Below are 12789 nucleotides of genomic sequence, written 5' to 3' on the forward strand. Positions count from 1 at the left end.
CAGGATGCAGCAATGACCGCCATGACACGCTGCCTGGACCGTCCTGGATTCATGCCTCGGCTGTCCGCCCACCATCTGCTGCGCCCGCGCTTGGCGGTGCCTTTGCTGGCGGCGCAGGTCAGGGTGAAGCTGTTGTGCGCGCCGGGTGGCAGTGGCAAAAGTGCGTTGCTCGCCGAGTGCGCATTGCAGGCACCCCAGGATTGCCAGGTGTACTGGTTGCCGCTCAATGGTGTTGCCCTCAGCCCTCTCGATCTGTGCCTGCGCCTGGCACAAAGCCTCGGCTTGCCATTCACCGATGAAGCCACGTTGCTGCTGGACCTTGGCCGCTGGCACACCTCGGCGTGGGTGTTCCTCGATGACTTCTGCCGCTTACCCGCGCCCGACACCGACGCCTTGCTCGACCGCCTGCTCACTGCCAGCAGCCCGGCGTTGAGCTGGTGGCTTGGGGCGCGGCGCCGTCCGGCGTGCAATTGGCCACGGCTGTTGCTCGACGATGAGTTGCTGGAGTGTGGCGCCGAGTTGGCGTTTGATCCTGAGGAAATCAAGCAACTGCTCAGCCATGCGCCAGGGCAGTCCGTCGACCGTGTGTTGCAGTTCAGCGCCGGCTGGTGCGCCGGTGTGCGCATCGCGCTGCTCGGCGATGGTCACCCGGACAAAACCTTGCTCGACTATTTGCAACACGAGCTGTTCAGCACCTTGCCGGCCGAGCTGGCCGAAGCCTGGCGCGTGTTGGCCCATCTGCCGCGCTTTAATACGGGGTTGTGCGAGCACCTGTTCGGCTTTGGCGACGGCGTCCAATACCTGCGGGACTTGCAGGCCCTCGGCGCGTTTATCCAGCCTTGGGAAGACACGGATTGGCTACAGGTTTTCCCGCCGCTGGCACAGCTGATGCGTGATGAGCCCTGGCCGGCCAAGCGCTCCTGGCACCGGCGCGCCTGCCAATGGTTCACCGCCGAACAGGACTGGCAGGCGGCATTTGAGCACGCCTTGCTGGCCGAAGAATATGAAGTCGCGGTGAGCCTGTTGCAGTACTTCAGTTTCGAGGACCTGTTCCGCCAGCAGAACGCGGTGTTGCTGTTGCGCTTGCACGAGCAGCATGGCGATGAATTGATGCTCGGCTCGGCGCAACTGGTCGGGCTGGTGACGGCGGCATTGCTGTTCGCCGGGCGTTTCGACAGGGCCGCGCAATGCATCGACCAGCTTGCGCGGTTCGCCCCGCAACCGACGGCGGCGCAACAACGCTACCTGCTGGCGCGCTGGCAGGCGCAATGGGGCTGGCTGCTGCATTTGGGCGGCGATGCAGAGCGCTCTCGCGAACATTTCCTGGAGGCGCTGCAAGCCTTGCCCGACAGTGCCTGGACGTCGCGGCTGATGTGCTTGTCGGGCCTGACCCAGCAAGCCTTGCTGCGTGGCGAGTTGGACGTGGCCCAGAGCCTGAGCCGTGAAGCGTTGTGCCTGGCCCGGGCCCATGGTTCGTTGCTGCTCGAGGCCTTGCTCGAACTGGATCACGCGCAATTGCTGGAGCAGCGCGGCGCGCCGTATCGGGCGCAAAGCCTGCTGGAAAATGTGCAGGCGATGTTACTCAAGCAGCGGCTCAAGGCCGGGCCCTTGGTCGGGCGCATTGCCCTGCGGCGCGGGCATCTGGCGTTGCGCCAGGGGCAAGACAGCCTGGCGGTCGAATGCTTCGAAACAGGCTTGAAGGTGTGCCTGCACAGCCAGGACAAGCGCGTGCTCTACGGGTTTCTCGGCTTGGCGCTGATGGCGGCCAATCGTGGCGACTACGCCCAAGCCTTTGACCAACTGCGCGAAGCCGAACGGCTGATGCAACAACGCCAGGTGCCCGACAGGGTGTATCGCGCGGTGCTGCTGTTGGTCAGCGGGCATTTCTGGTTGCAACAGGGGCGCGCCGACCTGACCGTAGAAGCAGTGCGCCGCGTACTGCGCCATTTCCGTGGGCCCGAGGCCAAGCAGGCGCCGCCGGCCACCCTGGAACTGATCCCGCGTCTGGAATACCTGCTGGTACTGGCGGAAGTGAAACTGGGCTGTGCCGAGCAACCCGTAGCGCGGCTTACGGCCTTGCTGGGCATCGCCCACCAACGCGGCATGCTCTGCCTGGAGACCGAGCTGCACTTGGTGCTCGGCGAAGTGGCTTGGCAAGTCGGCGACGCCTCACTGGCGCGCCGTTCGCTGCAAACCGGGCTGGAGCTGGCGGAGCGTTGCCAGGTGCAGCAGGCGATTCGCGAGCTGCGGCTGCGCTCGCCGGGGTTGTTGAGCGAGCTGGGCATGGAGCCCCAAGCCTCAACGTCAGGAGCGGTCGAGAACCCACTCAGCCAGCGCGAGCTGGAAGTGCTGCAGTTGATCGCCCTGGGTAACTCCAACCTGGAAATCGCCGACCGCCTGTTTATCTCCCTGCACACCGTCAAGACCCACGCGCGGCGCATCCACAGCAAACTCGGCGTCGAGCGGCGTACGCAAGCGGTGGCCAAGGCCAAGACCCTGGGGTTGATGATCTAAGCGCAGAACGCCTGGCGATACTCGCCGGGTGTGGCGCCCATGGCCTGGCGAAAGCGATGGGTGAAGTGGCTGGCGCTGGAGAAACCGCACATCAAGGCGATCTCGCCCAAGGGCAGGGCGCCGCTGCGCAGCAGCGCCTGGGCACGGGTCAATCGCCGCGCCAACAAATATTGATGGGGCGGCAGGCCGAACGTCTGGCGGAACATCCTCGCGAAATGGTACTCCGACAGCGCGCACATCCCGGCCAATTGGCCCAGGCTGATCGGGTCTTCCAGGTGGTGATCGATGTAGTCCACCAACAGTCGTCGCTGGTACGCCGCCAACCCGCCTTTCAGGCGCAGCCCTTCACGCGCGCCCACCTGGCTGAGCAGGGTGTGGCTGAGCATTTCATGGGCCAGGCTGCTGGTCAGCAAGCGCTCGGCGGGTTCGTGCCAGTTCAGCGCGATCAATTGATGAAAGCGCCGGGCCTGGCTGGCATCTTCCAGGAAGGTGCTTTCGCGCAGGTGCAAGGTGCGGGGCTCGCGGTCGAGCAGGGTGATGCAGCCCAACGCAAACTGCTCCGGGCTGAAATACACGTGGGCCAGGCGAATCTCGCCGTTGATCACCCACGCCGACTGATGCTCGGCGGGCAGGATGCACAGCTTGTCGGGCCCGCCCTTGGTGCCCGGCTGGTCACGCCGAAAGGTGCCGGTGCCGCCGCCGATGTAGCACGACAGCGTGTGATGGCTCGGCGCCTGGTAATCCTGCGAGTCATGGTGGTTGCTCCACAACGCCGCAGACAAGCCGTCACCGAGCTCGGCGCAGGCCTCAAGGCGTGCGTTGGGCGAGCGATTAAGGGCTTGAAAGACTTGCAGGGATTCCAGATCAGGCATGGTGAGTACTCTCCGACGCTTTGCATCCTACTCCCCGCAGTTGGCGCTGTGATCCCGTCGTCCGACAAAAGCGCAAGATTGTGCAAGAGCGCGCCACGGAGGGCGGGCCACACTGTGGCTCAACCGATGGAGCCCGCTATGAACCTTTCCCTGTATTTACTCACCGTGCTGATCTGGGGCACCACCTGGATCGCCCTCAAGTGGCAACTGGGCGTGGTGGCCATCCCCGTGTCCATCGTTTATCGCTTTGGCTTGGCGGCGCTGGTGTTGTTTGCGCTGTTGGTGCTCAGCCGCAAGTTGCAGGTGATGAACCGGCGTGGGCACTTGATCTGCCTGGCCCAAGGGCTGTGCCTGTTCTGCGTCAACTTCATGTGCTTTCTTACGGCCAGCCAGTGGATTCCCAGTGGGTTGGTGGCGGTGGTGTTCTCCACGGCTACGCTGTGGAACGCGCTGAATGCCCGGGTATTTTTCGGCCAGCGGGTGGCGCGCAATGTGTTGATGGGCGGCGGCCTTGGCTTGCTGGGACTGGGCTTGCTGTTCTGGCCAGAACTGGTGGGGCATACCGCCAGTCCGCAGACCTTGCTCGGCTTGGGGTTGGCGTTGCTGGGGACAATGTGTTTCTCGGCGGGCAATATGCTCTCGAGTTTGCAGCAGAAGGCCGGGCTCAGGCCGTTGACCACCAATGCCTGGGGCATGGCGTATGGCGCGGCGATGTTGGCGACGTATTGCGTGGTGCGTGGGATTCCGTTCGAGATGGACTGGAGCGCGCGGTATGTCGGCGCGTTGTGGTACCTGGTGATTCCGGGGTCGGTGATTGGGTTTACGGCTTATCTGACGTTGGTGGGGCGGATGGGGCCGGAGCGTGCGGCGTATTGCACGGTGTTGTTTCCGGTGGTGGCGCTGAATGTGTCGGCGTTTGTTGAGGGGTATCAGTGGACGGCGCCGGCGTTGGTGGGGTTGGTGCTGGTGATGGTGGGGAATGTGTTGGTGTTTCGGAGGGTGAAGCGTGTGAACCCAGTCTTTAAGGCACAACAAATCTAAATGTGGGAGCGAGTTGTTTGGGTTATTTCATTCCAAGGCGTTTGGCCATTCGGCCGAGGTTGGCGCGGTCCAGGCCGAGTTCGCGGGCGGCGCTGGCCCAGTTGTGCTGGTGGCGCTCCAGGCAAGCGCTGATGATTTGGCGCTGGTAGTGCTCGGTGGCCTGACGCAGGTCGCCGGTGACGGCGGTCGCCATGTCAGTCTGTTCTTCGATCTGCGGCGCGCTGACATCGGGCAGGTCGAGGTCCTGGGCACTCAAGCTTAAAATCCTCGGACGTTCGCGACAGTTTCCCAAGGCTTTCAGCGCGCTGCGTCCGATCAAATGTTCCAGCTCTCGCACGTTGCCCGGCCAGTTATAGGCCAGCAGCGCCGCCTGGGCATCGCTGGTCAGGCGCAAGCTGCCCAGGCCCATGCGCGAGCGGTTCTGTTCGAGGAAGTAGCCGGCCAGCAGCAGTACATCGCGCCCGCGTTCGCGCAGCGCCGGTACTTGCAGGGGGTACACGCTGAGGCGGTGGTAAAAATCGGCGCGGTAGCGGCCGTTGCGCACCTCAAAGGCCAGGTCGCGGTTGGTGGCGGCGATCAGGCGAACGTCCACTTGGTGTTCCTTGTCCGAGCCCAGCCGCTGCAACTGGCCGCTTTGCAGTACCCGCAGCAGCTTGGCTTGCACCGTCAGTGACAGTTCGCCCACTTCATCCAGGAACAACGTACCGCCATTGGCCAGCTCGAATTTGCCGCGGCGCTCATTCAACGCGCCGGTGAAGGCGCCGCGCACATGGCCGAACAGCTCGCTTTCCACCAGGGTTTCCGGTAGGGCGGCGCAATTGAGGCTGATCAGCGGTTTGTCCGCGCGTGTTGATGCGGCGTGGATGGCCTGGGCCACCAGTTCCTTGCCCACTCCGGTTTCGCCAGTGATCAGTACGGTCAGGTCGCTGCCACCGACCAATTTGATCTCCTCGACCAGGCGCTTGTGGCTTTTACTTTGGCCGATCATTTCCTTGTGCTGCTGGCCGCTGGCCTGGCGGTAAATCTCGGCACGCTGGTGTTCGTCTTCGGCGCGCAAGGCCAGGCGCTCGATGCGCTCGGCTACATTGACGGTGGCGGCGGCGAGGCTGGCGAAGGCTTGCAGTGCATCGAGTTCCACGCGTTCGAAACGCTCGGTGTCGAGGGCATCCAGGGTCAGCAGGCCCCAGGGCTGGTCGTCGACGAACAGCGGGCAGCCCATGCAGTCGTGTACTTCCAAGTGGCCATGCAGGCCATCCACCAAGCCGTCATAGGGGTCGGGCAATTCGCTGTCACTGTCAAAGCGCGTGGGGCCGGGGCTGCTCAGCAGCACGGCAAAGCGCGGATGCTCGCTGACCTTGAAGCGTCGACCCAAGGTGTCGGCGCTCAAGCCATCGACGGCCAGTGGCACCAGCCATTCGCCGTCCAGGCGCAACAACGCGGCGGCATCGCAAGGGAGCAGGGCGCGCATCGCTTGCAGCAGGCGGCGGTAACGCTCGCCTTCAGGCAGTTCGCGGGACAGGTCGGCGACCAGAGGCAGCAGGGTGGTGAGCAATGAGTGCGCAGTCATAAAGACTCCTTGTAGTCCTTATGACTATAAGGTGTAGGAAGTCATACTGACTACATGTAATTTAAGTGCTTGAAAAGTAAAGATTAATAAGTTGGCACGAATACTGAGTAAGTCAGGGTAATCAGTGAAGAAGCCCAGGAGGCTCCCATGCTTAGTGCCCAAGACCGTGCCATCGTCAAGTCCACCGTGCCCCTGCTGGAAAGTGGTGGCGAAGCATTGATCACCCATTTCTACCGCATGATGCTCTCCGAGTACCCAGAAGTTCGTCCGCTGTTCAATCAGGCGCACCAGGCCAGCGGCGACCAGCCCCGCGCCCTGGCCAACGGTGTGTTGATGTATGCGCGACATATCGACCAGTTGGATCAACTGGGTGATTTGGTGGCCAAGATCATCAACAAGCACGTGGCCCTGCAGATCCTGCCGGAGCATTACCCGATCGTCGGTGCCTGCCTGCTGCGGGCGATTTCCGAAGTGCTGGGCAGCGAGATCGCGACCCCCGAAGTGATGAGTGCCTGGGGCGCGGCGTACGGCCAACTGGCGGATATCCTGATCGGCGCTGAGGCGGCGATCTATGAAGAGAAAGCCCAGGCACCCGGTGGCTGGCGTGGTGCGCGGCCGTTCCTGCTGGTCAAGCGGGTGGAGGAGAGCGACGAGATCATCTCCTTCTACTTTGCCCCGGTGGACAACGGCCCGATCCTCAATGCCGCGCCGGGCCAGTACATCGGCATGAAGCTGGTGCTGGATGGCGAGGAAGTGCGCCGCAACTATTCCCTGTCGGCCCTGACTGACGCGGGCCTGTACCGTATCAGCGTCAAGCGCGAAGCCGGTGGGCGGGTATCCAACTACCTGCATGACCAATTGCACGTCGGCGCGACCATCGACCTGTTCCCACCGTCGGGTGAGTTCACCCTGGCGGCCAGCGATAAACCGCTGGTGCTGATCAGCGGCGGGGTCGGCATCACGCCCACCTTGCCGATGCTCGAAGCCGCCCTGGCCACCGAGCGTCCGGTGCACTTCATTCACTGCGCGCGCAATGGCGGCGTGCATGCATTCCGTGACTGGGTGGATGCCCTGGCCGCCAAGCACCCGCAGCTCAAGCGCTTCTATTGCTACGCCGAAGATGATGGTGTGAGCCCATCGGCGGACAAGGTGGGGTTGCTCAGCCTGGAACAGCTTGCGGCGTGGTTGCCCGAGCAGCGCGACATCGACGCCTATTTCCTTGGCCCCAAAGGCTTCATGGCCGCGATCAAGCGCCACCTCAAAGCCTTGGGTGTCCCCGAAAAACAAAGCCGCTACGAATTCTTCGGCCCAGCGGCGGCCCTGGAATAAGGCCTCAAGGTCCACACTGTCCAAAAATGTGGGAGCGGGCTTGCTCGCGAATGAGGTAGATCAGTCATACATAAGTTGACTGACACACCGCATTCGCGAGTAAGCCCGTTCCCACATTGAGTTCTCTATTTCTCCAGATTAATCCCCCGTTAACCCCCCTCTGTTTAAACCACTCCCTGTGTGTAAACTTGCGGCCATTGGCACAACCAAACAAAGGGAACCGGAAATGAGTGACGAATTGCGTTTAGGCAGGGAGCGGCGCTTTCTGGTGTTGCTGGGCATCATCTGCCTGGCGCTGATCGGCGGTGCGCTCTACATGCAGGTGGTGCTGGGCGAGGCGCCATGCCCGCTGTGCATCCTGCAACGCTATGCCTTATTGCTGATCGCGATCTTCGCGTTCATCGGCGCGGCCATGCGCACCAAAGGGGCGCTCACCTTTTTCGAAGGGCTGGTGATCCTCAGCGCCCTCGGTGGTGTCGCCGCAGCCGGTCACCATGTGTACACCCAGTTCTATCCCCAGGTCAGCTGCGGCATTGATGTGCTGCAACCGATCGTCGATGACCTGCCCCTGGCCAAGGTGTTTCCCTTGGGCTTCCAGGTCGATGGTTTCTGCAGCACCCCGTACCCACCGGTGCTGGGCCTGTCCCTGGCGCAATGGGCTCTGGTCGCGTTCGTGCTGACGGTAATCCTGGTGCCCCTGGGCATTTACCGGAATCGCTAGCGCAAAGCCTGAGCCATTTACTGAAACGCCCCGGTCCTCCTTAAAGGAAGGCCGGGGCGTTTTTTGTTTGTGGGGATTTGTGAACAGAGCGTGACGCAGGACAACGGCGAGTGCGCGCAGCATGCGACATGTTGTCACACGGAAGCAGCCGCAAGACGTTTCTGACCCGCCAAACGGTCGCTTAAATTTGCATCATGCGGCCAAGATGTGCTGTCACTTCGTGGCTCCGCCAGTGGCGTGCACCTCACGCTGCTCCCGCGATTTCGTGATGTCTGAATGCCTTGTTTTATGGGGGGTTGCATCGGTTTGGCGTGCCCTTACAGACCGTAAGGACTGCGGCAGGTTGCCCTATAACACGGCAATTTTTGTGGTTTTTGTTGAGAATCGAACACGATAAGATCGCGAACCTTTGCAATAAAGGTGAAGGATTATTGCTGTAATCGATAAAAATTATTTCTTTATAAGACATGGTTTATACATCGCTAGCTAACTACAATCGCCCGCACTGAATGTCCGGTGCTGTTCAATCTTTGAGCACTGGAGCGGTCGAGGGGCAGATGGATGGCTCTGTGCGACCCCAAGGTTCCGGCAGCCTTTCAACTACCCGCACCAAATGGAATTGGTCTGTAACAAGGCCTTTAGCCACGAAATCGAATAAGAACTCACCGCAGGTCCGTGAAACGTAGATTTATGGCGTGACGGGCAGGCTCTTATTCAATCGAAGAGAAATGCCAACCCTTGGCAGGGTGAAGTGTTGGCGATCAAAACCCAACTGCATTGCGCAAGCTGCTTTAGAGGTCGTGAGATGAGTAAAAACAGGTACCCCCGATTACTAGGCTTTTTGCCGCTGCTTGGCATGATGTTAATGCTGGGAGGCTGTAAGTGGACCTTGATGGACCCAAAAGGACAGATCGGTCTGGATCAACGAAACCTGATCATCACCGCCACCCTGCTGATGCTGCTGGTCGTGGTGCCTGTGATCATCATGACCTTCGCCTTCGCCTGGAAATACCGCGCGTCGAACACCAGCGCGACCTACGCGCCGAAGTGGTCGCACTCCACCAAGATTGAAATCGCGGTGTGGCTGGTTCCGATCCTCATCATCATCGCCCTGGGTTACATCACCTATAAGTCGACCCATGAACTGGACCCGTACCGTCCGCTGGAATCCGACGTCAAGCCGATCAATATCGAAGTGGTTGCGCTGGACTGGAAGTGGCTGTTCATCTACCCGGACCTGGGTATCGCCACTGTCAACGAGATCCAGTTCCCGGAGAACACTCCGCTTAATTTCCGGATTACCTCCGACGCCGTGATGAACTCGTTCTTCATCCCAGCCCTGGGCGGTCAGATCTACGCGATGGCAGGCATGCAGACCCGACTGCACCTGATCGCCAACGAAAAAGCTGAAATGGAAGGCATCTCCGCGAACTACAGCGGCGCTGGCTTCACCGGCATGAAATTCAAAGCGATCTCGACGAGCCAGGAAGATTTCAACGCCTGGGTCGCCAAAGTCAAGGCCGCACCTAAACAGCTTGATCAAGCTGAATACGACGCCCTGACCAAACCAAGCCAGAACAACCCAGTCGCGCTGTACTCCGCGTTTGAGCCGAACCTGTTTCAGAAAATCGTCGACAAGTACGAAGGTATGAAGCCAGGCAAGCCGGTCAAGCACGAGAAGAAAGAAGTGGCCGCGGTTGAAGGTTCTGACGCGGGCTCGCATTCAACTGCTGGGGCAGAGGAGTAAACGATGTTTGGTAAATTAAGTTGGGATGCGGTCCCGTTCCACGAGCCGATTGTGATGATTACCATCGCCATGATCGCGTTGGGTGGTCTGGCACTGTTTGCGGCAATCACTTATTTCAAGAAGTGGACCTACCTGTGGACCGAGTGGCTGACGTCGGTCGACCACAAGAAAATCGGCGTGATGTATATCATCGTCGCCATGGTCATGTTGCTGCGTGGTTTTGCCGACGCCATCATGATGCGTACCCAGTTGGCCATGGCCACCGAGGGTTCGCCTGGCTACCTGCCGCCTGAACACTATGACCAGATCTTCACCGCCCACGGTGTGATCATGATCATCTTCATGGCGATGCCTTTCTTCACCGGCCTGATGAACCTTGCAGTGCCGCTGCAGATCGGCGCGCGTGACGTGGCTTACCCGTTCCTGAACTCCCTGAGCTTCTGGCTGCTGGTTTCCGGCGTTGTGCTGATCAACGTTTCCCTGGGCGTCGGCGAATTCGCCAAGACCGGTTGGGTTGCGTATCCGCCATTGTCGGGCCTGCAATACAGCCCTGGCGTGGGTGTGGACTACTACATCTGGGCGCTACAGTTATCAGGACTCGGGACGACGCTGACGGGGGTCAACTTCCTGGCCACCGTGCTGAAAATGCGCGCCCCTGGCATGAAACTGATGGACATGCCGATCTTCACCTGGACCTGCACCTGGGCCAACGTCCTGATCGTGGCTTCGTTCCCGATCCTGGCCGCTACCATGGCGCTGCTGTCGCTTGACCGTTACCTGGATTTCCACATTTTCACCAATGAACTTGGTGGCAATCCAATGATGTACGTGAACCTGTTCTGGGCATGGGGTCACCCTGAGGTGTACATCCTGATCCTGCCAGCGTTCGGTATCTTCTCCGAAGTGATCTCGACCTTTACCGGCAAGCGCCTGTTCGGTCACCACTCGATGGTTTACGCATCGGGCGCAATCTCTGTACTGGGCTTCATGGTGTGGCTGCACCACTTCTTCACCATGGGTTCGGGGGCCAGCGTCAACGCCTTCTTCGGCCTGGCAACGATGCTGATTTCCATCCCGACGGGGGTGAAGCTATTCAACTGGCTGTTCACCATCTACCACGGTCGTCTGCGCATGACCAGCCAGGTCCTGTGGACCCTGGGCTTCATGGTGACCTTCGCCATTGGCGGCATGACCGGCGTACTGCTGGCCATCCCGGGTGCTGACTTCGTCCTGCACAACAGCCTGTTCGTGATCGCTCACTTCCACAACGTGATCATCGGTGGTGCTGTATTCGGCTACATCGCGGGTTTCAGCTTCTACTTCCCGAAAGCGTTCGGCTTCAAGCTGCACGAAGGCTGGGGCAAGGCTGCATTCTGGTTCTGGATCTCGGGCTTCTTCGTCGCGTTCATGCCGCTCTATGCACTGGGCTTCATGGGCATGACCCGTCGTCTGAACGCTACCACCAACCCTGAGTGGGTACCGTACCTGTACGTTGCCATGTTCGGTGCAATCATGATCGCTGTGGGTATTGCCTGCCAGTTGATCCAGTTGTACGTGAGCATCCGTGACCGTAAGCAGAACGCTTGCGACTCCGGCGACCCATGGAACGGCCACACCCTGGAATGGTCGACTTCGTCGCCACCTCCGTTCTACAACTTCGCCGTGATCCCTACTGCGAACACCATCGATGCGTTCACCGAAGCCAAGGAAGACGGTACTGCGTACCAGAAGCCCAAGCACTACGAACCGATCCACATGCCAAGCAACACCGCCACTGGCGTGGTGATGGGTGCGCTGTTGACCGTGTTCGGTTTCGCGATGATCTGGCACATCTGGTGGCTGGCAATCGTTAGCCTGGTGGGCACCATCGGCTACTTCATTGTCCACGCTGCACGTGATGATCAAGGCTACATGGTGCCGGTCGAAACGATCGAACGCATCGAAGCCGAGCAGCACGCTCGCCTGGTCGCCGAGAAGAAAATCCCGGCCAACCGTGTAGAAACCTCGTTGGAACAGGCTTAAACCATGTCGAACTTAGTGACCAATGCTGGACACGCCCATGTCGATGACCATGGGCACGATGACCATCACCACGACTCGGGGCCGATGACCGTTTTCGGTTTCTGGCTCTACCTGATGACCGACTGCATCTTGTTTGCGTCGATCTTCGCGGTGTACGCGGTACTGGTAAACAACGTAGCGGGTGGCCCGTCGGGCCACGACATCTTCGAACTGCCTTACGTGCTCGGCGAAACCGCCTTGCTGTTGTTCAGTTCGATCACCTACGGCTTCGCCATGTTGGCCTTCTACAAGGGCAACAAGAAGGGCGTACTGAGCTGGTTGGGCCTGACCTTCCTGTTCGGCCTGGGCTTCATCGGCATGGAGATCAACGAGTTCCACCTGCTGATCTCCGAAGGCTACGGCCCGCACCGTTCCGGTTTCCTGTCGGCGTTCTTCACGCTGGTCGGCACCCACGGTCTGCACGTAACGGCAGGCCTGCTGTGGATGGCGGTGATGATGTATCAGGTCAATAAACACGGCCTGACCAACACCAACAAGACTCGCCTGAGCTGCCTGAGCCTGTTCTGGCACTTCCTGGACGTGGTCTGGATCTGCGTCTTCACCGTTGTTTACCTGATGGGGACTCTGTAATGGCTAATGCACACTCCCATGACCATGACAGCCACGATGCGAGCCACGGCAGCGTTAAGTCGTACGCCATCGGCTTCATCCTGTCGGTAATCCTGACCCTGATCCCGTTCGGCCTGGTGATGTACCCAACCCTGCCGAAGTCGATCACGTTGATGATCGTGCTGGCGTTCGCGGTGATTCAGGTGCTGGTTCACCTGGTGTACTTCCTGCACTTGGATCGCTCGAAAGAGCAGCGCGATAACGTGATTGCGTTCGTGTTCGCAGGCCTAGTAATCCTGCTGCTGGTTGGCCTGTCGATATGGATCATGTTCAGCATCCATACGTTCATGATGGCGAAGTGAGGTAA

General features: G+C 60.2%; 10 protein-coding genes. 8 read left to right on the forward strand and 2 right to left on the reverse strand.

All coding sequences use genetic code 11. The features are described 5' to 3' along the window. The first annotated feature begins 12 nt into the window (after positions 1-12). Positions 13-2514 (forward strand): LuxR C-terminal-related transcriptional regulator, encoded by a 2502-nt coding sequence (locus BFP95_RS13245; protein WP_065874479.1) that lies wholly within the window; start codon positions 13-15, stop codon positions 2512-2514. Here the strand turns inward: BFP95_RS13245 and BFP95_RS13250 are convergent. Continuing rightward, a complete protein-coding gene (locus BFP95_RS13250; protein ID WP_065874480.1) occupies positions 2511-3386 on the reverse strand; it encodes a helix-turn-helix domain-containing protein in 876 nt (291 codons plus the stop codon). The two genes, BFP95_RS13245 and BFP95_RS13250, sit on opposite strands and share 4 nt — an antisense overlap. A gap of 138 nt (positions 3387-3524) precedes the next feature. Here BFP95_RS13250 and BFP95_RS13255 point away from each other — a divergent pair, with 138 nt between their 5' ends. After that, entirely contained in the window at positions 3525-4427 is a 903-nt protein-coding gene (locus BFP95_RS13255) for a DMT family transporter (protein ID WP_065874481.1), read from the forward strand. A gap of 22 nt (positions 4428-4449) precedes the next feature. Here BFP95_RS13255 and norR read toward each other — a convergent pair whose 3' ends face one another. Then, complete coding sequence (gene norR, locus BFP95_RS13260) at positions 4450-5994, reverse strand: nitric oxide reductase transcriptional regulator NorR (RefSeq protein ID WP_065874482.1); 1545 nt, start codon at positions 5992-5994, stop codon at positions 4450-4452. A gap of 147 nt (positions 5995-6141) precedes the next feature. Here norR and hmpA point away from each other — a divergent pair, with 147 nt between their 5' ends. The 6 genes from hmpA (at position 6142) to cyoD (ending at position 12784) form a co-directional block, all read left to right on the forward strand. Further along, complete coding sequence (gene hmpA / locus BFP95_RS13265; protein WP_065910261.1) at positions 6142-7323, forward strand: NO-inducible flavohemoprotein; 1182 nt, start codon at positions 6142-6144, stop codon at positions 7321-7323. Positions 7324-7549: 226 nt separating this feature from the next. Next, positions 7550-8044: a disulfide bond formation protein B gene (locus BFP95_RS13270; RefSeq protein WP_065910263.1), complete on the forward strand. Its 495-nt coding sequence runs from the start codon at positions 7550-7552 to the stop codon at positions 8042-8044. A gap of 805 nt (positions 8045-8849) precedes the next feature. After that, on the forward strand, positions 8850-9791 hold the full coding sequence (cyoA, locus tag BFP95_RS13275) for a ubiquinol oxidase subunit II (protein ID WP_049711590.1): 942 nt from the start codon (positions 8850-8852) through the stop codon (positions 9789-9791). Between the two features lie 3 nt (positions 9792-9794). Further along, complete coding sequence (gene cyoB, locus BFP95_RS13280; RefSeq protein ID WP_049711591.1) at positions 9795-11813, forward strand: cytochrome o ubiquinol oxidase subunit I; 2019 nt, start codon at positions 9795-9797, stop codon at positions 11811-11813. A 3-nt stretch (positions 11814-11816) separates the two neighbouring features. Further along, positions 11817-12443 carry a cytochrome o ubiquinol oxidase subunit III gene (locus BFP95_RS13285; RefSeq protein ID WP_017734786.1) on the forward strand — a complete coding sequence of 209 codons (627 nt, stop codon included), beginning with the start codon at positions 11817-11819 and terminating at the stop codon, positions 12441-12443. Next, complete coding sequence (gene cyoD, locus BFP95_RS13290) at positions 12443-12784, forward strand: cytochrome o ubiquinol oxidase subunit IV (protein ID WP_010206434.1); 342 nt, start codon at positions 12443-12445, stop codon at positions 12782-12784. Before BFP95_RS13285 ends, cyoD begins: the two co-directional genes overlap by 1 nt. Positions 12785-12789 lie beyond the last annotated feature (5 nt).

Source organism: Pseudomonas sp. 58 R 12 (genome assembly GCF_900005865.1).
Taxonomy (GTDB): domain Bacteria; phylum Pseudomonadota; class Gammaproteobacteria; order Pseudomonadales; family Pseudomonadaceae; genus Aquipseudomonas; species Aquipseudomonas tritici.

Bases quoted from the DNA above. Each gene is read 5' to 3' on its own strand.
- BFP95_RS13245 (WP_065874479.1), top strand. From the start codon at position 13: ATGACCGCCATGACACGCTGCCTGGACCGTCCTGGATTCATGCCTCGG.
- BFP95_RS13250 (WP_065874480.1), bottom strand. From the start codon at position 3,386: ATGCCTGATCTGGAATCCCTGCAAGTCTTTCAAGCCCTTAATCGCTCG.
- BFP95_RS13255 (WP_065874481.1), top strand. From the start codon at position 3,525: ATGAACCTTTCCCTGTATTTACTCACCGTGCTGATCTGGGGCACCACC.
- norR (WP_065874482.1), bottom strand. From the start codon at position 5,994: ATGACTGCGCACTCATTGCTCACCACCCTGCTGCCTCTGGTCGCCGAC.
- hmpA (WP_065910261.1), top strand. From the start codon at position 6,142: ATGCTTAGTGCCCAAGACCGTGCCATCGTCAAGTCCACCGTGCCCCTG.
- BFP95_RS13270 (WP_065910263.1), top strand. From the start codon at position 7,550: ATGAGTGACGAATTGCGTTTAGGCAGGGAGCGGCGCTTTCTGGTGTTG.
- cyoA (WP_049711590.1), top strand. From the start codon at position 8,850: ATGAGTAAAAACAGGTACCCCCGATTACTAGGCTTTTTGCCGCTGCTT.
- cyoB (WP_049711591.1), top strand. From the start codon at position 9,795: ATGTTTGGTAAATTAAGTTGGGATGCGGTCCCGTTCCACGAGCCGATT.
- BFP95_RS13285 (WP_017734786.1), top strand. From the start codon at position 11,817: ATGTCGAACTTAGTGACCAATGCTGGACACGCCCATGTCGATGACCAT.
- cyoD (WP_010206434.1), top strand. From the start codon at position 12,443: ATGGCTAATGCACACTCCCATGACCATGACAGCCACGATGCGAGCCAC.